This window comes from Pseudofrankia inefficax (assembly GCF_000166135.1).
In the GTDB taxonomy this organism is placed as follows: Bacteria; Actinomycetota; Actinomycetes; order Frankiales; family Frankiaceae; genus Pseudofrankia; species Pseudofrankia inefficax.
The window spans coordinates 3,597,499-3,623,805 of record NC_014666.1; the positions used below are offsets into that span (position 1 = coordinate 3,597,499).

A 26,307-nucleotide genomic window follows, 5' to 3' on the forward strand; every position below is an offset into this window, starting at 1 on the left:
AGCGCGCGGGGTGGCCGGCGGTGGCACGGTCCTGGCAAGGAAGGAGCGGCGGCGCAGGTGACGGATGGTGAGCGGGTGACGGCGCCGAGGGCCGGCGGGGATGACGACCCGAAGGCGGCGGCCGACCGGGCGACCGAGGAGATCCTGGCCGACTTCCGGTCGGGCCGGCACCGCGGGGTCGTCGTCGACTCCCCGCCGGGGGCGGGGAAGTCGACGCTGGTCGTGCGGGCGGCGACCGAGTTCGCCCTGGCCGACGAGCCGCTGATGATCGTCGCACAGACGAACGAGCAGGTGGACGACCTGGTCGAGAAGCTGGCCCGCACGCTGCTCGACCAGGCGCCGGACCTCCGGGTCGGCCGGCTCGGCCGCGCCGGCTACGTGCCGCCGCCCCGGATCGACGGCCTGCCGAACGTCACGGTGGGCACCGACATGAAGTCGCTGGGCGAACCGCGGGTCACCGTCGCGACCGCCGCCAAGTGGGCCTACGTGAAGGACGCCGCCTGGCGGTTCGCGATCGTCGACGAGGCCTACCAGATGCGTTCGGACGCCCTGTTGGCGATCGCCACGCGCTTCGAACGGGCGCTGTTCGTCGGCGACCCCGGCCAGCTCGACCCGTTCTCGACCGTCGAGAACGATCGCTGGCGCGGCCTGACCTGGGACCCCATGCAGAGCGCCGTGGCCGTGCTGTTGCGCAGCAACCCGGACCTGCCCGTTCACCGTCTGCCCGTGTCGTGGCGGCTTCCGCGCAGCGCCGAGCGGGTGGTGGCGGACGCGTTCTACCCGTTCACCGGCTTCCGGACCGGCAACGGCCCCGGCGACCGGCGTCTCACCTTCACCGGCACCGCCACCCGGCCGACCGGGCCGCGGCCGGCCGGCGGACCGGCGGCCGGCGTCGTCGACGACGTGCTGGACGTGGCCGCGCGGACCGGGTGGGGGCTGCTGGAACTGCCCGCCCGTGGCACCGTGCGCACCGACGCCGAGGCCGTGCGCGCGGTCGCCGAGGTCGCCCGTCGGCTGCTCGCCCGTGGCCCCGTCGCGACCTCCCGTGACGGCGCCGGCGGCGAGCATCCGGTCACGGCGGCCCGCGTCGCGATCGGCGCGGCCCACCGCGACCAGGCCGCGGCGATCCGGGCCGCGCTCGGCGCCGACCTCGCCGAGGCTGTCGTCGTCGACACCGCCAACCGGCTGCAGGGCCGGGAGTACGACGTCACCGTCGTGCTGCATCCGCTGTCCGGGCGCCGGGACGCCACGGCGTTCCACCTGGAGGCCGGCCGGCTGTGCGTGCTGGCCTCCAGGCACCGGCAGGCCTGCGTCGTCGTCGCCCGCGCGGGCATCCGCGACCTGCTCGACGCCCATCCGTCCAGCGGCTCGGTCCACCTGGACGAGCCGGTCCGTTTCCCGGACGGCTGGGCCGCGAACCAGACCGTCCTCGCCCATCTGGAACGCCACGCCGTCCAGGCGTGACGCCGCCGGCGGCCAGCGCCGCCCGCGCGGCCGATCCGGCCAGGCGGGCAGGCGCGGTCGCCGTCGGAGAACCTGGGGGAGTCGTACGCGCCGTGCCCGCGCGGGGCCTCCCGTCAGCCGGCGCATGCGAGGACACCTGGCGCCGCGGCTGGCCGGTCCGGTCCGGGTGGCATCCGTGGCACCGGCCAGGCCCGCGCCACCGCGGTGGCGGCGAGGCCGGCCTCGGGCGCCGCGATCAGCGGCGACGTCGCCGCGGGCGCCGCCGTGCAGGTGCGGTAGGAGAGGGCGCCGGAGTCGGTGCACGCGGCCCAGATCACCGCGCCGGTGCCGACCGCGGCGACCAGCCACAGCAATCCGACGCCACGGCGGTCAGCACGGCCATTGGACATCTCGCCTCCTGGGAGAACGTCGTCGATTTCTGATTGCGCGCCAAGCAGGACCACCTCGGCGCGCGAGGTCGCCGGCGGCCCCGCCGTTTCCCAGGCTCGGCGCCGGAGAGCCAGTGCACGCGTGTGAGGTGGTTCCGGTGGAATGGTTTCGGGAACGGCAAGCAGGCCGATTCAGGAGCTGAATGCCGCGTCCCGGAACAGCGGCGTCCAACGCCGTCAGTCGGTCCGCCGGCGTGCGGCCGCGGTGGCTTCACCAGCTCGCCTGGGATTGTGTCCACCGGTCGAATCTGGCGCCGCGGCGAACCATAGCCCGCGTGGCCGAACCGGACAACCGGGGGTGTAAATCACGGCCCGCCGGGTGAGAAGTCATCGGCTGATCCGAGGCGATCGGCCTCGGCGGCTGCCTTGGCCCGTGGGCGGCCCCGCGCGGGGTGCCCGGCCCCGCGGCCGACGACGACGGGAGTGCTCGCGGGGCGGAGGTGAGGACTGAGGGCGCGGCTGCGCTGGGGGACCGCGGAGCGCGGCCGTGTGGCAGTGTGTTATCCAGGTCACACAGAGCGGGCACGAGGTGGATCGAAGAGCCTGCTCGCGCGTGTGAGTGACCATTGGGCAACGGTGCGTGCCGACCGGATCGTTGGACCCAGGACCAGGGGCCGTAGTGCTTGGTCCGGGACGTTAGATCCGGCACGATAGCCGCCATGAGCGCGTCGGGCGGGGGTCAGCAGAGCGCATTACGGGTCCGTAGTGCGCTCTTCGTCGACTTCGAGAACATCCACATGGGGCTGCAACGGCTCGACGCCGCGGCCGCGAACCGGTTCGCGGTCAACCCTCAGTGCTGGCTCAGCTGGCTGGAGACGCTCGCCTATCCGGCGCTGGGCGCCACCGACTTCCGCCGCGACCTGCTGATCCGGTATTGCTACCTCAATCCGGTGAGCTCGGCACGGTATCGCGCCTATTTCACCCGCGCGGGCTTCCACGTGGTCGACTGCCCGCCGCTGACCGCCGCCGGCAAGAACTCGGCCGACATTCACATCGTCATTGACGTCCTTGACATCCTCGGCCACCCGACCCGGTTCGACGAGGTCATCCTCCTGTCGGCCGACGCGGACTACACGCCGGTGATGCTGCGGCTACGGGCCCACGACCGCCGCACGGTCATCATCACGAGCGGACCATCGGCGCGGGCGTTTCGCGCGGCCTGTGACCACGTCGTCGGCGAGGACGCCTTCATCGACGACGCATTGACGCTCGAACCGCGGGTCACCCACCAGGCCGGAAACGGCGCCCACCTCGCAGGCGCGCCGGCCCTCGGCCAGGCCGGCGGAGCCGCCACCGCGGATCTCTCTCTCGACGGCACGGATACCGCCCGCGCGTCGGAGCCGGTGGCCTGCGGCGAGCTGTCCCCCGACGGGGTCGCCAGTCGGTCCGGCCGCCTCACGGAGCTGCCGGCGCGGTCCTTATCCGACGACCCGGCCACGAACGACGCCTTACCGCTCCGACGCGCGGCCGCCGGGGCCCCGACCTCACCCGAGCCCCCGGACTCCACCGCCCCTGCGGCCATGGCTGCCCCTGGCAACGCGGTCGCCCCCGCGACCGGACCGGGCCCGGCGGTTGCCCCGCCCTTCCCCGCGCCGCCTAGCACGCAGGACAATCGTCTGCGCCACGCCATCGCGGAACAGGTCCGCGAGCTGGTCACCGTCTCGGAACGGCCGATCACCCTCGCATCGGCGGCCCAGCTGGTCCGGGCCCAGCTCGGCCCGGAGATCACCGAAGGCTGGGCCGGCACCGGCTCGTTCAAGAAGCTGCTCGCGCTCGTAGACCTCCCGGGGATCGCGATCTCCGCCGCCCCCGAGTACCTGTACGACCCGGCGAGGCACACTCTGCCCGCCGGCAGCCAGCCCGGCGGTGCCGGCCAGGGCGATCCGGCCGCCCCGCATGCCGAGCTGATCGCGCGGATCTCCCAGGTCACCGACATTCCGCGGCTGAGCTCGCACGAGTTCGGAGCCCTGTTCGAGGAGCTCGCCGCCGAGGTCACGGCTCACGGCTTCAACCGGACCGGCACCTCGCGCGCGGTCCGCGACCGCTGCCTCGAACGCGGCGAGCACATCGGCCGCGGCGCCGTGAACTTCGTCCTCAACGGCCTGCTCTACGCCGGCCGGCCGCCGCAGCCTGGTGACGACGCCCAGGCGCTCGCCAGCTCGTTCGCCGACAACGCCGTCCTGCTCTGCCAGAACGCCCGGATGGAGCTGTCAGGCGACGAGGTGAGCCACCTGCATGCCTGGATCACCGGAAACCCGGCCCTCGTCGTCGAGGTCGCGGTAGCCGCGGCACCCGGCCTGGTCAGCCGGGCCGGCGCGTAACGGCCACAGCGCCGTGGCCGCGGTCGGCACCCTCCCCGTGCGCAACCCAGCCGGGGACTGGTGGGATCAGGGGCCTTCGGCCAGGCCGAACGGCGCGAGGATGCCCGTATAGGGCTTGCGCGGGGGAGGGGCGTACTCACCCCGGGCGCTCGTTGACAGCCCGAGCCTGACCAGGCCCTCGACGAGCACGGTCGCGGCGGCGACGCCGTCGATGACCGGGACACCCAGCTCACCGGTCAGCCAGGAGCAGAGCTCGGCCATGCCGGCGCACCCGAGCACGATCACCTCCGCCTCGTCCCGCTCCACCGCCGCGCCGCACTCGGCGAGGATCCTGGACCTCGCCAGTGGGTCGGTGTCCAGCTCGAGGACCGGCACCTCGCAGGCGCGGACGCTGCGGCACAGCACCCGCACCCCATACCGGTCGGCGAGATCCCAGGCCCGCCCGCGGGTCCGGCCCAGGGTCGTGACCACGCTGAACGACCGGCCGAGCAGGCTCGCCGTGTGCATCGCCGCCTCGGCGATCCCGACGACGGGGCCGCGGGCCAGTTCCCGCGCCGCGTCGAGCCCGGGATCGCCGAAGCAGGCGATGACGTAGCCGGCGCTGCCCGCCGCCTCGGCGCGGGCGATCTCGGCGAGCACGCCGGGGACGGCGAGCGCCTCGTCGTAGTGGCTCTCGATCGACGCGGGCCCCATCCGCGGGTTGACGGCCTCGATCCGGGTGTCCGGCCCGGCCACCAGCCGCGCCGACGCACCGACCAGCGCGGTCATCGCCGCCGACGAGTTCGGGTTGATGAGCGTGAGGAGCGGCCCGGCCCGCCTGGGCAGGCCGGGCGCCGGCTCCGGCGTGGCCGCCGCGGCCCCCTGGGTCAGGGTGGGCCGCGGCGTGCTCGCGCTCGCGCGTGTCATCGCCGGGCTCGGCTAGACCTCCGGCGAGACCGGCGCGCCCTCGGGCGCCGGCTGTGCCGGGATGGTCGCGAGCGCCGGGTCGGCGTGGTCGGTCACCGGCCGCAGCGAGGTCGCGGTGATCGCGGAACGGCTGCCGATCAGGTAGTACGTCACGAGGCCGATGCCCATGCCGATGAACCAGCTGTACTGGGCCACCGTGCCCATCCAGTGCACCGCCGAGTCCGGCACCACCACCGGTATGACGGCCAGCACGGCGCCGAGCGCGGTCGCGATGACCGCCGGTGGGTTCACGCCCCTGCGGTACCAGTAGGTCGCGGTCGGTTCCAGCGTGAACAGGTCGTCGACGACCACGACCCGCTTGCGGATGAGGTAGAAGCCGGCGATGAGGACGCCGAACAGCGGCCCGATGAAGGCGCCCAGCGTCTCCAGCGTGTAATGGATGACGTCGGGGTTGTTGTACAGGTTCCACGGGGTGATGAGAAACGACCCGACGGCCGCGATCATGCCGCCGGCGCGCCAGCTGATCCGCTGCGGGCTGACGTTCGAGAAGTCGAACGCGGGCGAGATGAAGTTCGCCACGATGTTGATGCCCATGGTGGCGATCGTGAACGTCAGCGCGCCGAGGATGATGGCCGTCGTCGAGTCGATCCGGGCGACGGTCTGCACCGGGTCGGTGATGAGCTCGCCGTAGACCGGAATGGTCAGTGAGGCGGTGAACACCACGAGCACCGAGAACAGCAGGAAGTTCACCGGGAGACCGAGCAGGTTACCGGTCTTCACCGCCTTGAAGCTCCTGCCGTACCGGGCGAAGTCGCCGAAGTTGAGCATCGGCCCGGAGAAGTAGGAGACCACCAGCGCGATCGAGCCCAGCATGATGGACACCGTCGACCCGTGGTGCTTCCCGCCGAGGTTCAGGCTGAGCGCGCCCCAGCCGGCCTTGTAGAGCAGGTAGCCGGTGAGCGCGAACATGACGACGTAGACGGCCGGGCCGCAGAAGTCGATGAACCGGCGGATCGTCTCCATGCCGGTCCAGAACACCGCCGCCTGCAGCACCCACAGCATGGCGTAGCTCGCCCAGCCGAGCGTCGGCAGGCCCAGGAAGCCGTGCTGGTGCACGTCGGCGTACGGCGCGAGGCCCGGCCAGAGCTTGACCAGCACGACGTCGAGCGCGGACGACGCCAGGAAGGTCTGGATGCCATACCAGGCGACCGCGATCAGGCCACGGATGATGGCGGGCACGTTCGCGCCGAGCACGCCGAAGGGCGCCCGGCAGATGACCGGGTAGGGGACGGCCGCCTGCTGGCTGGGCCGGGCGACCAGGTTGCAGAAGAAGTTGACGATCGTGATGCCGACGACCAGCGCGACCAGCACCTGCCAGCCCGCGAGGCCGAGGGCGAACAGGCTGCCCGCGGTCACGTAGCCGCCGACGCTGTGCACGTCGGACATCCAGAACGCGAAGATGTTGTACCAGGACCAGGACTGCCGCCGCAGCGGCGCCAGGTCCTCGTTCGCCAGCCTCGGGTCGTAGCCGGGCTTGACGAGGCCCGAGCCGATCGGCCGGCCCGCGGCCTCGACGAGGTCCTCGTTGCCTGCGGCCAGGCCCGGCGCCACGCCGGGCACGGCGGTGAACTCGGTCATTGTCACTCCTGCGGGTCGCGTCGACTGGCCGCCCGTCTGGCGGATTCCCCCGGGCCGGGGCCTGTTTCTACGCGCGCAAAGAAGAACAACCGCGCGTGCGGGCGCCCGGGGAAAGGGAGAAAGACGGGGGCGGGGGCTGAATACGCGGGTGCGGACAGTCGTTCGGAAGCCGGCCGGGCCTTCCCTCAGGAGGCTAGGCTCGCGCTGTTTCACCGGAGTGACCGGACAGATATATCTGGCCTGGACGCTCGCGGTGCTCGTTCGCCCGGCGCGGGAGAAGTGTCCTCAGGCGGGAAATCGGCCGGGCTCCGCCGGCAGCGCGGCGATGAACGTCTGTAGCCGGGAATGGTGCACCCGTGACGCGGCGAGGAGTTCCTCGCCGTCCCGGGCAATGAACGCGCGCAGCATCCGCTCGTGATCGGTGACCAGCGCCTCGACGGCGTCCCGGGAGGCGTAGTCCATCGGTCGGGCGGGTTCGGTCACGTTCCAGGCCGACTCGTACATATGCCCCAGCCTGGCCATCCCCGAGGCGTTCACCAGCGCCAGGTGGAATCGCCGGCTCTCCCGGTGATGGCCGCGCGAGTCGCCCGCCGTCACGGCATTCGCCATCGCCTCGTGCGCGGCCAGCGCGCGGGCATCGTCCGACGCCGTCGCGCGCCGGACGGCCGCGGCAAGCGCGGCGGCCTCCAGCGCCTCCCGGACCAGATAGAACTCCCGCATCTCGGCGGGTGTCAGCGTCGCGACCGTGTAGCCGCCGCGGGCCCGATGCGTGACCAGGCCCTCTCCGACGAGGCTCATCAGCGCCTCGCGGACCGGTATCCGGCTGACCTGGTAATGCGCGGCGATCTCGTCGACCGGAACCGTCGAGCCGGGCGCGGCCGCGCCATCGAGGATGACCCGCTTCACGTCCCGCAGAATCGCCTCGCGCAGGGAGCCGACGTCCTGGGTGTTGGTGGTCAGCGACGCGATCCAGCTCGCGTTCGGCCGCAGGCTCCGCATCTCGTCCGCCCTTCCGCTCGGGCTGTCCCGCTCACTTCCCGCCCGCCGGACACGCCCCGGGGACCGGCGGGCGCCGTCGCCGCCGAGCGCCCGCCGCCGCCGATACGGCCCGGATGGGCCGCGACGATAGTCGTTGTCTGTTTCGGACAGTCGCCCCGGCGATATCGCCTGTTTGACATCGGAGCCGTGCCCCGTCGCGGCGGCGGTAACGTGCCGGGGCCTGTGCCGCCATGGATGGGCGAGAGCGCTATGGGGCGCCGGTTCCGGGCGGGGCGGGCGGCCTTTCCGGGTGCGTGCGGGGATTCACGCTGGGCCGGCGATGACCCGGCCGCCCCCGGGCCGTGCGGGCGCGCCGACGGTAGTCTGGCGGCGGAACGGGGCATAGCGGGTCCGAACGCAGCGGAGCGGTGACGCGCCGGGGCGAGACGGGACAGCGGCGGGCCTTGATATTGGCGGGCCTAGACAGCATCGGAGAGCGGTCGCGTGCAGGACATCGCGTTGCCGGTGCGGCTCGGGCCCACGACGCTGACCGCGCGGATCGGTGCCGGCGGAATGGGCATCGTCTATTACGGGCTGCTCGGGCCCACCCCGGTCGCGGTCAAGGTGATCCGGTCCGAGCTCGCCGACTCGGCCGAGTTCCGGGCCCGGTTCCGGCGCGAGATCGAGCTGATGCGCCGGGTCCGCGGGGTGTGCACCGCCCGCGTCTACGCCGCCGACCCCGACTGGTACCCGCCCTACCTGGCGACCGAGTTCCTGGCCGGCCCGACCCTGGCTGACTGGATCCTGCGCAACGGGCCGATCGTCGGCCCGTCGCTGCGCACCCTGGCCCTCGGCCTGGCGGAGGCGCTGCTGGCCGTGCACCGCGCCGGTGTCGTGCACCGCGACCTCAAGCCGGGCAACGTGCTGCTCACGCAGGCAGGCCCGAAGGTCGTCGACTTCGGGATCGCGGACGCCACCGACGTCACCGTGCTCACCAGGGTGGGCACTCCGGTCGGCACCCCCGGCTACATGAGTCCCGAGCAGCTCAACGGCCTGGAGGTCGTCGGCCCGCCCGCCGACGTCTTCGCCTGGGGCTGCACGGTCGCCTACGCGGCGACGGCGCGTACCCCGTTCGGCGCCGGCCCGACGGACGCGGTGCTCTTCCGGGTCCGGCACGACCCGCCCAACCTGGCCGGCATTCCCGAGGACCTCGCCGGCCTCGTCGAGGAGACGCTGCGCAAGGACGCGGCGACCCGGCCCGACGCCGCCGAGCTGGTGCGCCGCCTGCTGCGGCTCCTCCTGGGCGCCCAGTGGGCCGCCGAGGCCGCCGGCGTCGGCGGTGCCAGCCAGGGCGCCGACGCCCATCTCGTCGCGGCCCGCGGCGCGGACGGCGGGCCCGCCGAGGCGGCCGGGACCTCGGACGACGGCGTCGGCAGGCCCGACCGCCGCGGGCCGGACAGCGAACGCTCGGACGGCGAACTGGCCCGTGGCGTCGCCTACGCGCTCGACCGGCACTGGCCGATCCGGGCCTACCTCCCGCCGCCACCGACGGTCTCGCCGCCGGCACCCGGCGCGCCAGGCGCTCCCTCTTCCCTCCGCCCAGGACCCGCCGCGGGTCCGCCTGCGCCCCACCTGGCGCCGGCGGCGATGCCCTCGGCTCCGGCCGGCGCGGGCTCCGGGGCCCGGCCGCCGCTGCCGCCCGTCGGGCCGGGTGGGCTGGCTCCCGCGCCGTGGCCCGCGCCCCAGTGGCCGCCGCCGGCCGGCCCGCCGGTGGGCTCGCTCCCGGTCCTCGGCCGCCCGGCCGCGCCGATGCCGACCGGCCTGCGACACCCCGCCGCACCCTCCATGCCGGCCGCACCCTCCATGCCGGCCGCACCCTCCATGCCGGCCGCACCACCGATGCCAGCCCCGCCCCCGATGGCGCCCGTGGCGTCGAGGCCACCTCTGACGTCCCTGCCGCCGGGCGCGGTGCGGGCACCGGGGGCGGCCGGCGCGGGGATGCCGGCCGGGCCGCGGGGGCCGGCCGGCCCACCCACCGGCGCGGCGGCCCCGCCCGCGCGCGGCCCGGCGCCGGCCGGCCACACCGGGCCCCTCGCCGTCATGCGCCCGCCCGCCCCGCCGGCCAGGGGCGGCTGGCGCGCCCGCCACAGCGGTTTCGCCGCCGCCAGCCTGACCGCCGGCATCGTGCTGCTCGTCGTCGTCCTCGCCGTCACCTCGCTGCTGGTCTTCCGCTTCGTCACGCGAGGCGACGACTCCTCGGGGGCGCCCGGGACCGGCCCGACGAGTGTCAAGCCGCCGGCCACGGGCCGCGCCGCGGTGCCGACCACGGCGGGCGGCGCCGGGGCCAAGGCCACCACGGTGCCGGCGTCCGCCGCGACGACGGTGGCCGGCCGCTGCCGCTACTGGGCGACCGCCGCCGCCGGGCCGGCTCCGGGCCTGCCGCCGGCCGCGACGAGCGTGCCGACCGGGCCCTCGACGATGGTCGTGCGGACCAACTACGGGACGCTGTCCGCCGAACTCGATGCCGCCGCCGCCCCCTGCGCGGTCTACGCGCTGCACCACCTCGCGACCGCCGGGTACTACGACGGCAGCTTCTGCCCGCGCGAGACGATCGGCCCCGACGCGATGGTCTCGGTCCTGCAGTGCGGTGACCCGACAGGCAGCGGCGCGGGCTCGCCCGGCTTCGCCTACGCCGCCGAGCACACCGCCACCAACGACTTCGGTCCCGGAACGCTGGCGATGGCGACGACCAGCCGGCCGGACACCAACGGTGCCCAGTTCCTGATCAGCTACGACGACCCGACCCCGGCGGGCCTCGCCGCCGTGGCCGCGCACTACACGGTCATCGGCCGGATCACGAGCGGCCTCGACGTCCTCGACCGCCTCGTCGGCAAGGGTGTCGAGGGCGGCGGGAGCGAGGGGCCGCCGGCCAGCGAGGCCCGGATCGAGTCCGTCACCATTGCCGAATGAATCTCGGCGCGGGAAAGTTCATATCCGAGTAGAAGGTGACGCCGTCGTAGAAGCCGGCATCCTCGCGTGCGCGGGCCGCATTTCCCTTGTGGTGCGGGTGATCGCCCAACGCGACGGCAACGTTTTCCCGCCTTAACGGCGGCTAAACCACATTTAAGGCATCGCACAGGCGGTCTCCCTAATGTCCGGACCGCTCCGTCCTCCGCGGGGCGCCCCGGACCACGTACCTCCCAGGGAGACCCATGCTGTTGACGTATGTCCGCCGCGAGCTGAGAGGGCGCATGCGGCAGACTGTGATCGTGGCGGTGGGGCTCGCCCTCGCCGTCGCTCTCATCCTGGCTGTGACGGCGGCCTCCTCCGGGGTGCGTAACGCGCAGTCGAACGTGCTCGGGGCGATCTACGGGGTCGGCACCGACATCACGGTGACCCAGGCCGACCAGCCCGGCCAGGGCAGCGACCAGCAGTTCCAGTTCGCCGGCCAGGCCCCCGGCAGCACCTCCCAGAGCTCCACCACGAACGTCTCCTCCGGGAACCTGCGGGTCGCGCCGGGCTCGGCCGCCATCAAGGACACCGCGGTCACCACGATCAGCAGGACGGCGGGCGTCGCCGACGTGACGGCGACGCTGATGCTGCGCAACACCACGTTCAGCGGCCAGCTCGCCGGCCAGAGCCTGCAGGACCTGCGGGGGCAGTTCCGGGCCCAGCGCGGCGGTCAGGTCAGCGGCAACAGTGGGTTCACCGGCTTCGGCGGCGGCAACTTCAACATCGCCAGCACCACTGTCGAGGGTGTCCAGCCCGGCGCGGCCGCTCTCGGGCCGCTCTCGGGCGCGGCGGTCAGCAGCGGGCGCGGCTTCACCGCCGAGGACGTCAAGGCCGACGTGGCGATGCTGTCCAAGAGCTACGCCGACACGAACAAGCTCGCCGTCGGCGGCACGGTCACCGTCAAGGGCACCGCGATGAAGATCGTCGGGCTGCTCGACGCCACCACCTCGGGCACGACGCTGTCCGACGTCTACATTCCGCTCGGCGTCGCCCAGAACCTGGCCGGCCTGTCGGGCGAGGTCACCAACGTCTACGTGAAGGCGACGTCGTCCAGCTCCGTCGACAGCGCCGCGGCCGCGATCAAGAAGGCGCTGCCGAGCGCGACCGTCGACACCCAGTCCGATCTCGCCAGCGGCATCTCCGGCTCGCTGTCGAGCGCGTCGTCGCTGGTGAAGAACCTCGGCACCTGGCTGTCGATCGGTGTGCTGATCGCCGCGTTCGTGCTCGCGATCCTGTTCACCATCTCGGGCGTCACGCGGCGTACCCGTGACTTCGGGACACTGAAGGCGATCGGCTGGAGCAACGGGCGCATCGTCCGCCAGGTCGGCACCGAGTCGGTGTTCCAGGGCCTGATCGGCGGGGTCGTCGGGCTCGGCATCGGGCTGCTCGGCATCCTGTGGATCAACTCGTCGCACATCAAGCTCGCCGGCACGACGGCCAGCACCGCGGCCGGCGCGGCCAACACGGCCCGGCGGGCGGCGTTCGGTAACGGTGGTGGCGGCGGCGGTTACGGCGGCCCGTTCGGCGGTGGCGCCGCGGGCGGCTTCCCCGGCGGCGCGGCCGGCGGCACGGGTACTGGCGCCGGTACCGGAACCGGTGGCGCGGCGCGCCGGACCGCGAGCAGCACCGTCGACGTCGTCCTGCACGCGCCCGTCCACTGGAGCGTGATCCTGCTCGGCATCGGGCTCGCGGTGCTCGGCGGCCTGCTCGCCGGCGTCTTCGGTGGCTGGCGGGCCTCCCGCCTGCGTCCGGCGGCCGCGCTGCGCAGCCTCGACTGACGTCGGCCCCGCCAGACCACCGGACGCCGCCAGACACCGGATGCGAGAAGAGACGACATGTACAAGCTCACTGGGGTCAGCAAGACCTACTCGAACGGCAAGAAGCGGGTCGACGCCCTGCAGGGCGTCGACCTGACCATCGACGACGGCCAGCTGGTCGCGATCCAGGGCCCGACCGGGGGCGGCAAGTCGACGCTGCTGCAGATGCTCGGCGCGCTGGACCGGCCGACGGCCGGCTCGGTCCTGCTCGGCGACCAGGACCTGGCCAGGGCATCCGCCGCCCGGCTGACGAAGCTGCGCGCCAGCGAGGTCGGCATCGTCTTCCAGGGCTTCAACCTGATCCCGACGCTGACCGCGCAGGAGAACGTCGAGGCGGCCCTCGTCCCGCTCGGCATCCGCAAGGCCCAGCGCCGGGAGCGTGCCGCCGCGGCGCTCGCCTCCGTCGGACTGGCCGACCGGGCGGCCCACCGGCCGGCGGAGCTGTCCGGCGGCCAGCAGCAGCGCGTCGCGATCGCCCGTGCCCTGGTGAAGAACCCGAAGGTGCTGCTCGCCGACGAGCCGACCGGCAACCTCGACGAGGAGACCCGCGACGAGATCGTCGCGCTGCTGGAGGGGCTGTGGCGCGACCAGGGGCTGACCCTGGTGATCGTCACCCACGACTCCCAGGTCGCCAGCCGGGCGCAGCGGCGGCTGCAGCTGACCCGCGGCGCGCTGCGCGAGGCCGGCCCCGGCAAGAACGCCGCCACTCGGCCGGCCCCGGCCGCCGACGAGGCGACGGCCTGGTCCAGGCCGGCGGAGCGGACCGCCGTCGAGCCGGCCGCCGTCGAGCCGGCCGCCGTCGAGGCGGACGCGGTGGCACCGCCCGTGCCGGCAGCCGTCGAACCAGCCGCGGTCGAGCCGGCCACGCGTGACGCGGACGCCGTGGCGCCGTCCGAGCCGGTCACCGTGGAGTCGGCCGCCCTCGAGCCGGACCCGGAGACGTCGGCCTGATCCCCGCGTGGCCCGCCGGCGGGACCGGCGGGCCGCTCAGACCCCGCCGTGCGCCAACGGCGCGGGCACCGGCCCCGCGGCCCGCCCGGTCACCTCCCCCAAGCCGGGCCGGGCCGCGGGGCCAGCGTGTCGCCGGCCGCCGTCACGCGAACGCGCTCTGGCCCCAGTGCTGGCCGGGCTGGACGCCCGGCGGGCAGGCGAACAGACCGCTGCCGACGTGCTGGATGTACTCGTTGAGGGCGTCGTTGACCTTGCCCGCCAGCGACCGTTGGATGGTGACGAACTGGGTGCGCGGGTCGCGCTGGTACGCGAGAAAGAACAGCCCCGCCTCGAGCCGGCCCAGCTCGTCCGTGCCGTCGGTGAACGAGTAGCCGCGCCGCAGGAGCACGGCGCCGTTGTTGTGGGAGGAATGGGCGAGGCGGACGTGGGCCTTGGCGTCGATGAGCGGCTCGCCGTCGGGGCCCTTCGCCGTCAGATCCAGCGGATCGAACTCGGCCCGCAGGCCGAGAGGCGCTCCTGTTCCCTTGAAACGGCCGATGACCCGTTCCTGCTCGGTCAGCGGGGTCGAGTCCCAGGGCTCGATGAGCATCCGGATGCGGCGGCTGACCAGGTAGCTGCCGCCCGTCATCCAGTCCGGCCCGTCGCCGGGCTGGACCCAGACGTGGGCGTTCATCTCGGCCGGGTCGTCGGCCGTGATGTTGTTGGTGCCGTCCTTGAAGCCCATCATGTTGCGCGCGGTGGCCTGGCTCGTCGAGGTCGAGCTGGTCCGGCCGAACCCGAGCTGGGAGTAGCGCACCGAGGCGGTGCCGCGGGCGAGCCGGGCCAGGTTGCGGATCGCGTGCACGGCCACCTGCGGGTCGTCGGCGCAGGCCTGCACGCACAGGTCACCGCCGCTGGCCGCCGGGTCCAGCGCGTCCCCGGGGAAGGCCGGCAGCTCGGCGAGCTGAGGCGGCCGGGACCCGGCGAGGCCGAAGCGGTCCTTGCCCGTGGCGTCGGTGAACAGGCTGGTACCGAAGCCGACCGTGAGAGTCAGCCGGGCGGCCTGCAGGCCGAGCGCCTCGCCGGTGTCGTCGGGCGGCGAGTCCGGCGGCCCGGTGACCGCGCCGGTCCCGACGTCGTTCCCGGCGGTCAGGTGGGAGGCCGCGTTGGTCCAGGCGGTCAGCAGCGCGACGAGGTCCGCGCGGGTGGCCGCCGGGCTGAGGTCGAACGCGGCGAAATGCAGCCGGTCCTGGACCGGCGTCACGATCCCGGCCTGGTGCTGGCCGAAGAACGGCACCACCTGCCCCGCCTGCGAGCGGCCCGGCCCGGAGTCGGAGTCGGTGGCGGCGGTGACCGCGACTGCCCCGCCGGCGCCGGCGGCGGCCCCGAGCGCCGCGGCGCCGCCGATCAGACCGAACACGCGGCGGCGGCTCAGGGTGCTGACGCCGCCTGCCGGGCGGGCGGCGTCGGAGCTGGGCGGACCATCCTCGGCGGCCGTCACCGGGGAGTCGGGGCTGTCGGGCTGGCTCACTTGGTGGTCACGGCTCCGGCCAGCTGGCCGAGCGGCTCGGAGATGGCGTCGACCTCGACCGCGAGGGCCCTGACCTGCTCGGGCGTGAGGGAGTCATAGGAGACGTAGGGACTGCCCGCGATGTATCCGGCGTCGCCGGGCTTGCCGAGATGGGTGCCGAGGAGGCTGATCAGCGCGGGGAACCGCTGGTCGAGCGTCGTCACCAGCTCCGGCTTCTTCTCCTGCAGGGCCGGGCGCAGCGTGGTGTACACGTACTTCGCGCCGTCGACGTTGCCGGCGAAGTCGACCAGGTCGATGCGGGAGTAGCGCTCCTCCTCGCCGGTCACCTTGGACTTGGCGACCTCGTCCAGCAGCGACTTCGCGCCGTTCGCCATGATCAACGGGGTGAAGTCCACGGTCGCGACGAGCGTGTTCAGCTTTCCGACGTTGGTGGTCAGCGCGGCCGTCAGCGGCTTCGCTCCGTCGACGGAGTTCTTCTCGAAGAGCTGCTGTTCGATGGCGTGGAAGCCGACGAACGGGGAGTCCGGGGTGACGTCGTCGGCGCGCATGTCGATGAGCGGGTCCAGGTCGCCGAAGGATTCCGCGATCGGCTCGATGCGCTCGTAGTGCAGCCGCGCGGTCGGGTAGGTCTCCTTGGCCTTGGCCAGGTCACCCGCGTCGACGGCCGCGACGAACGTCGCTGTGGTGTCGACCAGGGCCTTGGTCTCGGTCTCGACGTAGGTGCGGTAGGAGGTGACCGCGGTCCGCAGGTTCTGGTCGAGGCTCTGCGCCGGCGCCGCGGCGCCGGTGACGGTCAGGGGCGTGCGGATGCCGTTGCCGACCATTCCGGGCTTGCACGCCACCTGGTAGGCACCGGCCGGCAGGTCGACGATCAGGTTTCGTTTCGTCGCGGGGCCGATGTTCTCGACCTCGCCCATGATCCGGTCGCCCGTCGCGTAGACGTAGACCTCGGTCACCTGCGAGGCGGTGTTGGTGATCTCGAAGGTGTGCCGGCCGGCTGGCAAGGACACCCGGGCCACCTGGCAGTTCTTGTCGCCGGCCTGCACCGTGACCGGGCCGCCGCTGGCCCCGGACGTGCCGGAACTGGAGCTTGGGCCCGACGACGAGCAGCCGGCGATCAGCGTCGCGGCCGCGACCGCCGGACAGGCCAGGCGCCAGATACGGATGGCGGGTGAGGTCACCGGTTCTCTCCTATGGTTCACGAGCTGCGTTGACGGCGGGTGTTCACAAGCCGCGTTGACGGCGGAGCGAAACGGAATGCGTTATCGGGCGGGTGACTGCTGGGCTTCGTCCGCCGCCGGGTTTCTCACGGGAGCCGGCGGCGCGCTTGGCTGGCTGGCCCGCGTCCGCCCGCCGAGGAAGAAGATCGTCATGACGGGGACGAGGTAGGCCACCCAGGCGACCGCCTGGACGACCGTCGTCTGCGGGGTGAAGTTGAAGACGCCCTTGAGCAGCGCCCCATACCAGGAACCGAGTGAGATCTGGTTGCTGACGTCGAAGGCGAGGGCGTTCAGGCCGCCGATCGCGCCGCCTTCCTGCAGGTCGTGAACCGCGTAGGCGAGCACGCCCGCGGCGATCACGATCAGGCCGGCGCCGGTCCAGGTGAAGAACCGGGCGAGGTTCAGCTTCACCGAGCGGCGATACAGCAGCCAGGCCAGCACCACGGCGGTGAGAATGCCGAGCGAGAACCCGACGACCGGCGCGGTCGTGCTGCCCGCGGCCTGCACGGCCGACCAGAAGAACAACGCCGTCTCCAGGCCCTCGCGGGCGACGGCGAGGAATGCCGTGAGGGCGACGGCGAGAACGCCCATCTGCAGCGCGGAGGCCATCCGCCCGTCCAGCTCCGCCCGCATGCCCCGGGCGGTGCGGCGCATCCAGAACACCATCCAGGTGACGAACACGACAGCGAGCGCGGACATCGTGCCGCCGAAGAGCTCCTGGCTTCGGAAGTCCGACAGCAGGCTCGTCGAGGTGTAGGTCAGCAACGCGCCGAACGCGATGCTGACCGCGACCGCGAGAGCCACCCCGCCCGAGACGACGACCAGCCGGTCGCGCCGGCCGGCCTTGACCAGGTAGGCGACCAGGATGCTCACGACCAGCCCGGCCTCCAGGCCCTCACGCAGGCCGATCAGGTAGTTGGCAAGCACGGGTGGTCCCTTCTCGGCCTTCATCAACTATCGGACGATAGTTTGTTGAAGGTAAGGCATACCTAACGGGCGGGGCAAGCGCAAGTCGGGAGTGCTGCCACAATTGGTGGAGCAGGGCAGGTCTCAGCGGGAGCGGGCGCGGGGAGGCGACATGGCGGGCCGGTTGCACCCGCGCCCCAGTGGGGGGCTGGAGAGCGAGGTCGTCGCCTGCCTCGCCGCGGCCGGCGAGCCGTTGACCGCGGCGCAGGTCCAGGCCGAGCTCGGCGCCGACCTCGCCTACACGACGGTGCTGACCACCCTCACGCGGCTGCACGCCAAGGGAGCGCTGAACCGAAGCCCCCGAGGCCGGGCCTACGCCTACGAGCTGGTCGGTAGCCAGACCGAGGCCCAGGCCGGTCTCACCGCCCGGCAGATGCAGAAGCTGCTCGCCGCCGGCGTCGACCGGGCCAGCGTCCTGTCCCGGTTCGTCGACAGCCTGGACGAGGACTCCGAACGCATCCTGCGCGAGCTGCTGGCCCGCCACCCGGCCACGGGCGAGGAGCCCCGAGGCGGGGACCAGGCGCCCTCGTGATCGTTCTGGGTGTCCTGCTCGCGCTGGCGCTGGTCCCGCCGCTGGTCGGGGCCACGGGTGGCCGGCCCGCGGCCCGGGTGGCCCGCCGGGTCCCACCGGCGGCGGCCACGGTGCTGCTGACCGGGTTCGCGCTGACGGTGTCGCTCGCCACCGGGATGATGCTGTGCCTGGCGGCCTTCCTCGGCACGGTCGAGCTCTTTCCGTTCGCGCACCCGAGCGACTGGTCGGCCGGGACGCTGCGCGCGAGGATCCCGGTTCCGAGCGCCGCGGGGCTGGCCGCGGGAACCCTCGCGGTCGGCCTGCTCGGCCGCGCCGGCCTGCACCTGGTCCGGGTTGTCGCGGGCGCGCGCCGGGCCTCGGCCGCGGTCGCGGTGTTGCCGGCGGTGGGCGAGCTGGCCGTCGTCGACGACCCGGCGGCGCATGCCTACGCCGTCGCGGGCCGTCACCGCCGGGTCGTCGTCTCGACCGGGATGCTGCGGTCGTTGACCGGGCCGCAGCGCCGGGCACTGCTCGCGCACGAGCACGCCCACCTGCGTCATCACCATCACCGGTACACACGGCTCGCCTGGCTGGCCGCGGCGGCCAACCCGCTGCTGACGCCGGTCGCCCGCGCCGTCGACCAGGCGGCCGAACGGTGGGCCGACGCCGTCGCGGTCCGCGCGGTCGGTGACCCGGCCACGGTGGCGCACGCCCTCGGCCGGGCCGCGCTTGCCGGCCCGCCGTCGTCGCACGGCCTGGGCGCCGCCGGGCACGACGTCGTCGACCGGATTCGGGACCTCCTGGAGCCGCCGCGCCGGCAGGCCAGCGCGGGGCTCCTGCTCGGGGCCGCGGCGGTGGTGTGCTGGGCCAGCACCGCCGCGGTGCTGTTCCACACCTACAACGTCATCGAGTTCGCGGAGACCGTCGTCCGCTGACGAGGGCGACCTCAGGCGAACGGGACGCGGCCGAGACGGGCTGATGGCCAACGGGGCGTCAGGCGAACAGGTGGCGGACGTCCTCGGCGGTCAGGCTCGCGCCGAACGCGTCGCCGTCGTCGATGACGCCGCTGAACAGCCGCGCCTTGCGGGCCTTCAGCGCCATCACCTTCTCCTCGATGGTGTCGCGGGCGACGAGCCGGTAGACCAGCACGTTGCGGGTCTGGCCGATGCGGTGCGTCCGGTCGACGGCCTGCGCCTCGGTCGCCGGGTTCCACCACGGGTCGAGCAGGAAGCAGTAGTCGGCCTCGGTCAGGTTCAGCCCGAAGCCACCGGCCTTGAGGCTGATCAGGAAGACGCTGGCCTTGCCGGACCTGAACCGCTCGACGACGTCGGCCCGGTCGCGGGTCCGGCCGTCCAGGTAGCAGTACTCGACGCCGGCGTCGCCGAGCTCGGCGCGGACCTTGCCGAGGAAGCCGGTGAACTGGCTGAAGACCAGGGCGCGGTGGCCACCGGCCACGACGTGGGTGAGCTGCTCCAGCAGCGTGTCGATCTTGGCTGACGGCAGCCGCGCCTGGCCGTCGTCGACGAGGCCGGCGTGCAGGCTCAGCTGGCGCAGCAGCGTGAGGGAGCGCAGGATCGTCAGCCGGTTGCGGTTGAGGTCGTTGACCAGGCCGAGCACCTTCTGCCGCTCGCGCTGCAGCTGGGTCTGGTAGAGCCTGCGGTGGCGCGGATGCAGGTCGATCTCCAGGACCTGCTCCTGCTTCGGCGGCAGCTCGGGCGCCGCCTGCTCCTTGGTGCGGCGCAGCAGCAGCGGGCGGATCCGGGCGCGCAGGCGGGTGAGCAGCTCGCGGTCGTGGCGCCGTTCGATCGGGAGCGCGTAGTACTCCCGGAACCGCGTCGGGTTCGGGAACAGCCCCGGCGCCGTGATCGACAGCAGCGACCACAGCTCCATGAGGTTGTTCTCCATCGGGGTGCCGGTGATCGCCAGCTTGAACGGGGCTGGCAGGAGACGGGCGCACTGGTAGGCCTTGGACAGGTGGTTCTTCACCATCTGCGCCTCGTCGAGGACCAGCGCCGACCAGGTGAGCGCGGCGTAGTCGTCGAATTCCAGCCGGAACAGGGTGTACGACGTCAGGACGACGTCCGCCTCCGCGGCGAGGTCGCGCAGCGCCACTCCGCGGCGACGTTCGGTGTCGACGATCACGGCGGTCCGCAGCCCGGGCGCGAAGCGATGTGCCTCCGCCGCCCAGTTCGACACCACGCTCGTCGGCGCGACGACGAGGAACGGAGCGAAGGCGGAGCCCGCCGTCCCGGTGGGACGGTCGTCCTCGTCGGCCCCGGCGGCGTCGTCGGCCCCGGCGGGCTCCCTGGCCCCGGCGGGCCCGGTGACCCCGGCGGTTCTGTCGGCACCGGTAGATCCCCTGGCCGTGGCGGACTGCTTGGCGTGGCAGATCAGGGCCAGAGCCTGCAGGGTCTTCCCGAGGCCCATGTCGTCGGCCAGGATTCCGCCGAGCTGGTTCTCCCAGAGGAACGCGAGCCAGCGGAAACCGTCGAGCTGGTAGGGGCGCAGCGTCGCGGCGAGCGTCGCGGGCGGGCGCAGGCCGGGGTTGGGCGTCGTCAGCGCCAGCAGCCCGCCGACCTGGCGCCGCCAGGCCTCGGCCTGCCGTTCGACGACGCCGAGCGCGGCGAACTCCGCCCACAGCCCGGCCTGGAACCGGCTGATCCGCAGCCCTCGGCCCGGCTGCTCGGTGAGGGCCCGAGCCTCCTCGATGAGCCTGCGCAGCGCCGCCAGCTCCGGTACGCCCAGGCTGAAGTACGCGCCGTCGGGCAGCAGCAGGTACTCCTCACCACGGCCCAGCGCGAGGAACAGCTCGCGGAACGGCACCTCCCGCCCGTCGACGGTGACCGTGACACCCAGGTCGAACCAGTCGGTCTCCCCGTCGGCCTGGTCGGTCGTGACCGTGATCCGCAGTGAGTCGCCGACCTCGCGGTAGTCGGCCGCGGCCCCGGCGACCTCGACCCGCAGCCCGGCCTGGCCGGCCAGCAGCGGCAGCACCTCGGTCGTGACCCGCATGGTCTCGGCGCCCTCGAAGCGGGACGGCGCGGGGGTCGGCAGGGTGGGCTGGTCACCGGGGTGGGCGGCCGGAGCGGGGTGGGCGGCGCCGTCGCGCGCGGCGTGCAGCAGGTCGGCAACGGCCGGCGGCAGGTCCAGGGCGGCCAGCACCTGCCGCTCGGCGTGCGGATCGCGCCACGCCGGGCCGTCGTCCCCGCCGGCCGGCCGCAGTGGGACGCGCCTGGACTCGCCGCCGATCTCGTAGGCCCACTCCCAGGCCAGGTCAAGCTCGTGCGCGTCACCGTAGGAGGCCCGCAGCACCAGGGCCGGCGCGACCGGTTCGGGCACGTCGAACGACTCGTCGCCGGAGACGACGGGCGCGAGCCGGCGCAGCCGGGGAAGGAACTCCTCGCGGAACCGCTCCTCCGCCGCGGCCGGGACGGCCAGTGACCGCCCGTCCGCCGCGAGGCGGCGCAGCGCCGGCGCGGCCGGCTCGCTGAGGCTGGCCAGCCGAATCCGCCAGTCGCGGTGATGGGCGCGGCCATCGAGCTGGGCGCGCTCGACACAGACGACCCCGTGGCCGTCGGCGCCCACGAACGCGACCGGCACCAGGTCCGGCGCCAGCACGCCGTCGAACCGCAGGACGGAGCCGATCGTCAGTGTCGCCCCGTCGTCACCCTCCTCGCGGCGGGCGATGTCGACGACGAGGTCGGCCGCGCGGGGCGGCGCGATCGCTCCCAGGCGCTTGCGGCCGTGGACGAGACCCACCCCGAGCTGCGCGGCCTCGGCCAACATCGGCCACAGGTGCCGGCTGCCGAACGCCGTCAGGTCGATCCGCCTGCCCTCGCCGGCCTGGTAGCCATAGCCGTGGCCCTGCTGGCCGGCGCGGTAGAGCGCGAACACCTCCCGCAGCAGCCGTACCTGCTCCGGGACGAACTCGACCACGTGATGCCAGGCGGTCAGCTGGTCCCAGCCGACCGCGCCGACCCACCCGGTCCGGCCCGGCCTGACCAGGCGGGCAGTCACCCGCGGATCGGATCCTCCCGGCGGTCCGTCCACCTCCAGGCTCAGCTCGATGGCCAGCGGTGTCGCGCCGCCACGGGCACGCGGCTCCCCGTGATCGCCGGACCCGCCGTCGGCGGCCAGGCCGAGCAGGTCGCCCAGCGAACGTGCCCAGCCAGGGGCAGCGAGCCGCGTGGCCCCCTCCAGCGCCCGCGGGCCTGCCGACGGTGTCCGACCCTCCAACGCCGGCGCCGCCGCCCCGGCCTTCGCCGTGCCTCGGCGACCGGGCCCGGATGCCCCGCGCAGGGCCGTCGCGCCGACCGTGACCGGTCCGGCCCTGCGGGCGGCCGCGGCCACGTGCTCCAGGGCCTGCAGCGCCGCGTCGTGCGCCGCCGACCCGCGCGCGGCCGGATCCGGCGCGTCCGCGTCGTCGAGCCCGCCACCGGCGACGGCGAGCACCAGCGCGACGACGTGCTTGCAGTTGACCCCGACGGGGCACGAGCACCGGCCGGAGACGAACCGCCAGGACGCGGGCCCGGCCCCGGCCCCGGCCGTGTGATCGTCCGGCTGGACCCGCGCGATCGTCGTGTACCGCTGGCCGCCGCTGCCCCGGACCAGCCCGCGCAGCTCGCCGAGCTCGCCCTTCCAGGCCGCCTGGTCGACGTTCCCCCGCAGCGCGTAGGACGTGCCGCGAGCATAGGTCGCGCTCGACACGGCCTGCCGCAGGCCGGTCACGCTGGCCGGGGTCCCTCCCGGCGGACCGTCAACCGGCGAGCCGCTACCCGAAAGGCCGTGGCCCACCGGGCCGTTGCCCGGCTCGTTCCCGCGGTCCCCTGGCGCAGGCGACATGTCCGGCAACCTAGCAGCCGGCACCGACCGTCCATCGGCGTGCGCGGCTCCCTGCCGCGACGGGCTACCGGAAGGACACGCGACGCCGGCCGGCTGGCCGAGCGGCTTCGCGAGGAGGCCGACCGGCTTCCGTCGCGCCCGGAGCCCAGGCACCCGGATTCTGTCGATTCGGCCGCCAGGCGGTGGCCGACCGGGGTCGTGCCGCCTCCGGTTGGCTCCCGGATCCGCTGGGCCGCAGGGAAACCGGGCTCCCAACCGCGACCCCGGTCGACAGGTGAGGCGCCCGCGGTGACCATGACCTCGCGCCAGCCGTACTGACCCGACACGGGAGCGTGAACCATGGTCAACCTGGAGCAGGTCGTCTGGGGGCTTCCGCTGCGCCCGCCGCCTGGCGAGGCCGCCGGCGCCGGCCAGCCGACCCGGCGCCACGACCCGATCGAGCTGTGGGGCTGGTTGTGCCACACGATCGTTCCCGCGTTGCTCGCCACGGCCGGGACGCCGTGGGAGCGGGCCCGGGAGGTCGGCCGGGACATCGAGACCCGCGGCCAGCACTTCGCCGGGTGCGGCGTCGCGGCCCGCGACCGGCTGGTGGCGCCGCTCCTCGACGAGGCGGCCGGCCACGAGCCGGCGGCCGCGCGGCTGTGGCTGCGGGCCGCGGTGCTCGCCGTCGTCCGCGACGGGCTGCTCGGCCGGGAGCGCGACCTCGGCCGGCTCACGAGCACGGACGTGGTCGCGCTGACCAGGGCGATGACCTGGCCGCTGAGCCTGTACCTCGCGCTGCACCCCTGCCCGCTCGACGACGACCATCTCGAAGGCGTGTTCGCCGCGTCGGGGACGACGTGATGTCCGGCCGGCAGACCGAGCTGGACGCCTGGTGGGAGCACGCCTGCCGCGAGCTGGTCCCGCGGGCGATGGCCGCGACGACTGGATGCGACCCGGGCTGCGCCCGGGAGGTCGGCGCGGACATCGCCTCCCGCGGCCGGGTCTTCGCCCGCTGCGGCCCGTCGGCCCGGGACGTGCTGATCACCCCGTTCGTCGAGGAGGCGATCCATCACCAGCCGCTGGACGCGCCGCTGTCGGTCCGGTCGGCGGTCGTGGTCGTGGTGCGCAACAGCCTGGTGGAGCGGGACCACGCGCTCGGCCACCTCGCCGACGTCGACATCCGCGCGATCACCAAGGTGATGACGGAGCTGCTGCACGCGTTCCTCGTCATGCAGCCGCGGCCCCGCCAGGGTGGGTGGCTCGCCGGCGAGTTCGCCGGCCTGCCCGGCCGCTACCCGCGGGCGTGGAGCGCCTTCGCCGCGCTGTTCCAGGTCCTCGTCCGGGGCGGCGGAAGCGCGACCTACAAGGTCGACTACAGGGTCGGCCCGCTGCCCAGACCGCGGCTGCCCGGACCGGGCGAGATCGCCGCGCCCCGTGGCACGACCGTCCCGGGCCAGCGGGTGTCGGCCGGCCCGGCAGGGCCCGAACGGGCCGGTCCGGGCCCGTTGGCGGGCTCGGGGCTGGATCCCCGTTTCGGCGCGAGGCTGGTCGCGCGGCTGACCGACCTGGCGGCGGGGCGCGACGAGGTGCTCGCCGTGCCCAGCCTGTCGCGGATCTCCCGGCGGCACGACAAGCTGTTGCGGGTCGTCGAGTTCGCCCTGGCCCAGGGCGCTTCGGTCCTGACGAGCAACTATCTGCTGCGTCCCGGCGCCGTCTACGCGCGGTCCGGGCGGCTGGCCGTCCCGGACCACCGGAACCACGCGGCGAGCTTCGCCGACCAGCGCGGCCTCGCCGACGTCCACCGCGCCTGCGCCGAGGCCGCGCTCGCCTCCCTCGCGGACGCGTCATGACGCGCGGCGGGTGGCTTCGGCGGGCGTTGGTCCGGCTGCGCTCGGGGTGCCGCGGCAGGGCGTCAGGCGCTGCGGGGGCCGGCCACGGGTGCCTGGTCAGCGGCCAGGTCCTGCGTGCCGAGCACGCGCAGCAGCGCGAGGGCCTCGGCTTCGCGGGTGCCGGGCGGGGCGGAGTAGACGATCACAGCCTGGTCGACGTCGGGCACGTGCAGGGTGTCGCAGTCCAGGGTGAGGGCGCCGAGCGACGGATGCTCGACCGTTTTGCGGGCGCTGCGCCAGCCGCCCGCGGGCTCGCTGTCCCACAGCCGGCGGAACTGGGCCGAGCCGGCGAGGAGGTCGGCCAGCAGCGCCGCGAGGCCCGGGTCGCGTGGATAGCGCGCGGCCGTCGACCGCAGGGCGGCGGCCGCCTGGGCCGCGGTGGCCGCCCGTTCCGCTTCGGTCGCGCCGACCGGGTGGCGGACGCCGTCCCGCGCCGGATCGGGCAGGAAACGCAGCAGGTTGATGTTGCGCCGCTCGACGGGAACGATCGACCAGTCCCCGAGCAGCGCGCTGGACATCGCGTTCCAGGCCAGGACGTCGCCCTTCGCGCTGACGACCATCGTGGGCAGATCGACGAACCGGTCGATGAGGCGCAGTACGCTCGGCCGCACGTGCAACTCGATCGCCCCCGGAGCGGGCGGTGCCCCGCCGGCCAGATGGAACAGCTCGTCGCGGCCGGCGGTGTCGAGCCGCAGCGCCCGGGCGAGGGCCGCCAGAACCTGCGTCGAGGGCCGTGGTCCGCGGCCCTGCTCCAACCGGACGACGTAGTCGACGCTGATGCCCGCGAGCATCGCCAGCTCCTCGCGGCGCAGGCCCGGCACCCGCCGGTTGCCCCGCGGGCCCGCGGGCAGCCCGACCTCCTCCGGCCGGACCCGTTCCCTGCCGCGGCGGACGGCTGCCGCCAGGCCCGCGCGATCGATGCTCACCCGTCCAGCATGCGCGCGACGGCGCCCGGTGGGGGCGCCTCCCGCCCTGCGCCGGGTGGGACTGACAGTCCCACGATCGGCTGGTCCTCCCGCCGCCCCGGCCGCGGGCCCAGGCTTGGGCCATGACAACCGTGCTGATCACCGGGGCAAACAAGGGCCTCGGCCTCGAATCCGCTCGCCGCCTGGCCGCGCTCGGCTGGACGGTCTGGCTGGGCGCCCGTGAGGCCGACCGCGGCAAGACGGCGGCGGCAGAGATCACCGCGGAGCAGCCCGGCGCCGACGTCCGGGTCCTCGCGTTGGACGTGACCCGCGATGACTCGGTCGCGTCGGCGCTGGAGACCGTCCGCGCCTCCGGCACCGGTGTTGACGTGCTGGTCAACAACGCCGGCATCGCCGGAACCCGCAAGGCGCCGGCCGAGACCGTGCCCGCCGACTTCCTCGGGGTGTTCGGCGTGAACCTGCTCGGCCCGGTGCGGATGACCCACACGTTCCTGCCGCTGCTGCGCGAGTCGGCCGCGCCCCGCCTGGTGATGGTGTCCAGCGGGATGGGTTCCTTCGGGATCACCAACGACCCGGACCGCCTGGAGTCGACGCTGCACGGCCTGGTCTACCCGTCGTCGAAGGCAGCCCTGAACATGGTCGCGACGATGTACGCGAAGTCGCTGCCCGACATCCAGGTGACGGTCGTCGACCCCGGCTATACGGCCACCGACCTGAACGGCTTCTCCGGATTCCAGACCGTGACCGAGGGATCCGACGCGATTGTCGAGGCCTGCACCGCCACGACCAGGCTGGCGCCTTTCATCAGCCGCTCCGGCCCCATTCCATGGTAAATCACCCGGCTGAATGAGGCCCGGGCAGGACCATGCCCGAGGCGTTCGCGTCGGTCCTGTGGCGTTTCCGAGTGTCTCCTGATCGCCGTTTTAGCCCTCCGGTGGTCCCTACC

General features: G+C 73.9%; 19 protein-coding genes. 10 read left to right on the top strand and 9 right to left on the bottom strand.

Annotation, left to right across the window (positions count from 1 at the left end; all coding sequences use genetic code 11):
* Window positions 1–57: 57 nt before the first annotated feature.
* The gene (locus FRAEUI1C_RS14815; protein WP_013424119.1) at window positions 58–1,464 is read left to right on the top strand and encodes an AAA domain-containing protein; all 1,407 of its coding nucleotides are present in this window, start codon (window positions 58–60) and stop codon (window positions 1,462–1,464) included.
* A 113-nt stretch (window positions 1,465–1,577) separates the two neighbouring features.
* Here the strand turns inward: FRAEUI1C_RS14815 and FRAEUI1C_RS14820 are convergent, their stop codons facing one another.
* Window positions 1,578–1,853: a hypothetical protein gene (locus tag FRAEUI1C_RS14820; protein ID WP_013424120.1), complete on the bottom strand. Its 276-nt coding sequence runs from the start codon at window positions 1,851–1,853 to the stop codon at window positions 1,578–1,580.
* 698 nt (window positions 1,854–2,551) lie between these two features.
* On the opposite strand from FRAEUI1C_RS14820, the gene FRAEUI1C_RS36310 reads away from it, so the two are divergent.
* Window positions 2,552–4,213 carry an NYN domain-containing protein gene (locus tag FRAEUI1C_RS36310; RefSeq protein ID WP_013424121.1) on the top strand — a complete coding sequence of 554 codons (1,662 nt, stop codon included), beginning with the start codon at window positions 2,552–2,554 and terminating at the stop codon, window positions 4,211–4,213.
* A 66-nt stretch (window positions 4,214–4,279) separates the two neighbouring features.
* Here the strand turns inward: FRAEUI1C_RS36310 and FRAEUI1C_RS14830 are convergent, their stop codons facing one another.
* From FRAEUI1C_RS14830 to FRAEUI1C_RS14840, 3 genes are all read right to left on the bottom strand, one after another.
* A complete protein-coding gene (locus tag FRAEUI1C_RS14830; RefSeq protein ID WP_013424122.1) occupies window positions 4,280–5,119 on the bottom strand; it encodes an aspartate/glutamate racemase family protein in 840 nt (279 codons plus the stop codon).
* Between the two features lie 12 nt (window positions 5,120–5,131).
* Window positions 5,132–6,757, bottom strand: coding sequence for an NCS1 family nucleobase:cation symporter-1 (locus FRAEUI1C_RS14835; RefSeq protein ID WP_013424123.1), 1,626 nt, complete (start codon window positions 6,755–6,757; stop codon window positions 5,132–5,134).
* Between the two features lie 285 nt (window positions 6,758–7,042).
* On the bottom strand, window positions 7,043–7,756 hold the full coding sequence (locus tag FRAEUI1C_RS14840) for a GntR family transcriptional regulator (protein ID WP_013424124.1): 714 nt from the start codon (window positions 7,754–7,756) through the stop codon (window positions 7,043–7,045).
* Window positions 7,757–8,239: 483 nt separating this feature from the next.
* On the opposite strand from FRAEUI1C_RS14840, the gene FRAEUI1C_RS36315 reads away from it, so the two are divergent.
* From FRAEUI1C_RS36315 to FRAEUI1C_RS14855, 3 genes are all read left to right on the top strand, one after another.
* Entirely contained in the window at window positions 8,240–10,705 is a 2,466-nt protein-coding gene (locus FRAEUI1C_RS36315; RefSeq protein ID WP_013424125.1) for a protein kinase domain-containing protein, read from the top strand.
* 281 nt (window positions 10,706–10,986) lie between these two features.
* Entirely contained in the window at window positions 10,987–12,525 is a 1,539-nt protein-coding gene (locus FRAEUI1C_RS14850; RefSeq protein WP_232425434.1) for an ABC transporter permease, read from the top strand.
* 57 nt (window positions 12,526–12,582) lie between these two features.
* Complete coding sequence (locus tag FRAEUI1C_RS14855) at window positions 12,583–13,515, top strand: ABC transporter ATP-binding protein (protein WP_013424127.1); 933 nt, start codon at window positions 12,583–12,585, stop codon at window positions 13,513–13,515.
* 142 nt (window positions 13,516–13,657) lie between these two features.
* Here the strand turns inward: FRAEUI1C_RS14855 and efeB are convergent, their stop codons facing one another.
* The 3 genes from efeB to efeU all read right to left on the bottom strand — a co-directional run bounded on the left by efeB (window position 13,658) and on the right by efeU (window position 17,196).
* On the bottom strand, window positions 13,658–15,025 hold the full coding sequence (efeB, locus tag FRAEUI1C_RS14860) for an iron uptake transporter deferrochelatase/peroxidase subunit (protein WP_013424128.1): 1,368 nt from the start codon (window positions 15,023–15,025) through the stop codon (window positions 13,658–13,660).
* The gene (gene efeO, locus FRAEUI1C_RS14865) at window positions 15,022–16,206 is read right to left on the bottom strand and encodes an iron uptake system protein EfeO (RefSeq protein ID WP_013424129.1); all 1,185 of its coding nucleotides are present in this window, start codon (window positions 16,204–16,206) and stop codon (window positions 15,022–15,024) included. The genes efeB and efeO overlap by 4 nt, the downstream gene beginning before the upstream one ends.
* 81 nt (window positions 16,207–16,287) lie before the next feature.
* Window positions 16,288–17,196 carry an iron uptake transporter permease EfeU gene (efeU, locus tag FRAEUI1C_RS14870; protein WP_013424130.1) on the bottom strand — a complete coding sequence of 303 codons (909 nt, stop codon included), beginning with the start codon at window positions 17,194–17,196 and terminating at the stop codon, window positions 16,288–16,290.
* 127 nt (window positions 17,197–17,323) lie between these two features.
* Between efeU and FRAEUI1C_RS14875 the strand changes: the two genes are divergently transcribed.
* Complete coding sequence (locus tag FRAEUI1C_RS14875; RefSeq protein ID WP_013424131.1) at window positions 17,324–17,743, top strand: BlaI/MecI/CopY family transcriptional regulator; 420 nt, start codon at window positions 17,324–17,326, stop codon at window positions 17,741–17,743.
* The gene (locus FRAEUI1C_RS14880) at window positions 17,740–18,657 is read left to right on the top strand and encodes a M48 family metalloprotease (RefSeq protein ID WP_013424132.1); all 918 of its coding nucleotides are present in this window, start codon (window positions 17,740–17,742) and stop codon (window positions 18,655–18,657) included. The genes FRAEUI1C_RS14875 and FRAEUI1C_RS14880 overlap by 4 nt, the downstream gene beginning before the upstream one ends.
* Window positions 18,658–18,715: 58 nt before the next feature.
* Here the strand turns inward: FRAEUI1C_RS14880 and FRAEUI1C_RS41025 are convergent, their stop codons facing one another.
* Window positions 18,716–22,564 (bottom strand): DEAD/DEAH box helicase, encoded by a 3,849-nt coding sequence (locus FRAEUI1C_RS41025; protein WP_013424133.1) that lies wholly within the window; start codon window positions 22,562–22,564, stop codon window positions 18,716–18,718.
* A gap of 339 nt (window positions 22,565–22,903) precedes the next feature.
* On the opposite strand from FRAEUI1C_RS41025, the gene FRAEUI1C_RS14890 reads away from it, so the two are divergent.
* Both FRAEUI1C_RS14890 and FRAEUI1C_RS14895 read left to right on the top strand, forming a co-directional pair.
* A complete protein-coding gene (locus FRAEUI1C_RS14890; RefSeq protein WP_013424134.1) occupies window positions 22,904–23,407 on the top strand; it encodes a hypothetical protein in 504 nt (167 codons plus the stop codon).
* Window positions 23,407–24,396 (top strand): hypothetical protein, encoded by a 990-nt coding sequence (locus FRAEUI1C_RS14895; protein ID WP_013424135.1) that lies wholly within the window; start codon window positions 23,407–23,409, stop codon window positions 24,394–24,396. Before FRAEUI1C_RS14890 ends, FRAEUI1C_RS14895 begins: the two co-directional genes overlap by 1 nt.
* A gap of 62 nt (window positions 24,397–24,458) precedes the next feature.
* Here FRAEUI1C_RS14895 and FRAEUI1C_RS14900 read toward each other — a convergent pair whose 3' ends face one another.
* Window positions 24,459–25,361, bottom strand: a complete 903-nt coding sequence (locus tag FRAEUI1C_RS14900; protein ID WP_013424136.1) for a helix-turn-helix domain-containing protein — start codon at window positions 25,359–25,361, stop codon at window positions 24,459–24,461.
* A gap of 122 nt (window positions 25,362–25,483) precedes the next feature.
* Between FRAEUI1C_RS14900 and FRAEUI1C_RS14905 the strand changes: the two genes are divergently transcribed.
* Window positions 25,484–26,194 carry an SDR family NAD(P)-dependent oxidoreductase gene (locus FRAEUI1C_RS14905; protein WP_013424137.1) on the top strand — a complete coding sequence of 237 codons (711 nt, stop codon included), beginning with the start codon at window positions 25,484–25,486 and terminating at the stop codon, window positions 26,192–26,194.
* Window positions 26,195–26,307: the final 113 nt, after the last annotated feature.

Excerpts from the sequence above, each read along its gene's own strand:
- FRAEUI1C_RS14820 (WP_013424120.1), bottom strand. The coding sequence starts at position 1,853 with ATGTCCAATGGCCGTGCTGACCGCCGTGGCGTCGGATTGCTGTGGCTG.
- FRAEUI1C_RS36310 (WP_013424121.1), top strand. The coding sequence starts at position 2,552 with ATGAGCGCGTCGGGCGGGGGTCAGCAGAGCGCATTACGGGTCCGTAGT.
- FRAEUI1C_RS14830 (WP_013424122.1), bottom strand. The coding sequence starts at position 5,119 with ATGACACGCGCGAGCGCGAGCACGCCGCGGCCCACCCTGACCCAGGGG.
- FRAEUI1C_RS14835 (WP_013424123.1), bottom strand. The coding sequence starts at position 6,757 with ATGACCGAGTTCACCGCCGTGCCCGGCGTGGCGCCGGGCCTGGCCGCA.
- FRAEUI1C_RS14840 (WP_013424124.1), bottom strand. The coding sequence starts at position 7,756 with ATGCGGAGCCTGCGGCCGAACGCGAGCTGGATCGCGTCGCTGACCACC.
- FRAEUI1C_RS14850 (WP_232425434.1), top strand. The coding sequence starts at position 10,987 with ATGCGGCAGACTGTGATCGTGGCGGTGGGGCTCGCCCTCGCCGTCGCT.
- FRAEUI1C_RS14855 (WP_013424127.1), top strand. The coding sequence starts at position 12,583 with ATGTACAAGCTCACTGGGGTCAGCAAGACCTACTCGAACGGCAAGAAG.
- efeU (WP_013424130.1), bottom strand. The coding sequence starts at position 17,196 with ATGAAGGCCGAGAAGGGACCACCCGTGCTTGCCAACTACCTGATCGGC.
- FRAEUI1C_RS14875 (WP_013424131.1), top strand. The coding sequence starts at position 17,324 with ATGGCGGGCCGGTTGCACCCGCGCCCCAGTGGGGGGCTGGAGAGCGAG.
- FRAEUI1C_RS41025 (WP_013424133.1), bottom strand. The coding sequence starts at position 22,564 with ATGTCGCCTGCGCCAGGGGACCGCGGGAACGAGCCGGGCAACGGCCCG.
- FRAEUI1C_RS14890 (WP_013424134.1), top strand. The coding sequence starts at position 22,904 with ATGGTCAACCTGGAGCAGGTCGTCTGGGGGCTTCCGCTGCGCCCGCCG.
- FRAEUI1C_RS14895 (WP_013424135.1), top strand. The coding sequence starts at position 23,407 with ATGTCCGGCCGGCAGACCGAGCTGGACGCCTGGTGGGAGCACGCCTGC.
- FRAEUI1C_RS14905 (WP_013424137.1), top strand. The coding sequence starts at position 25,484 with ATGACAACCGTGCTGATCACCGGGGCAAACAAGGGCCTCGGCCTCGAA.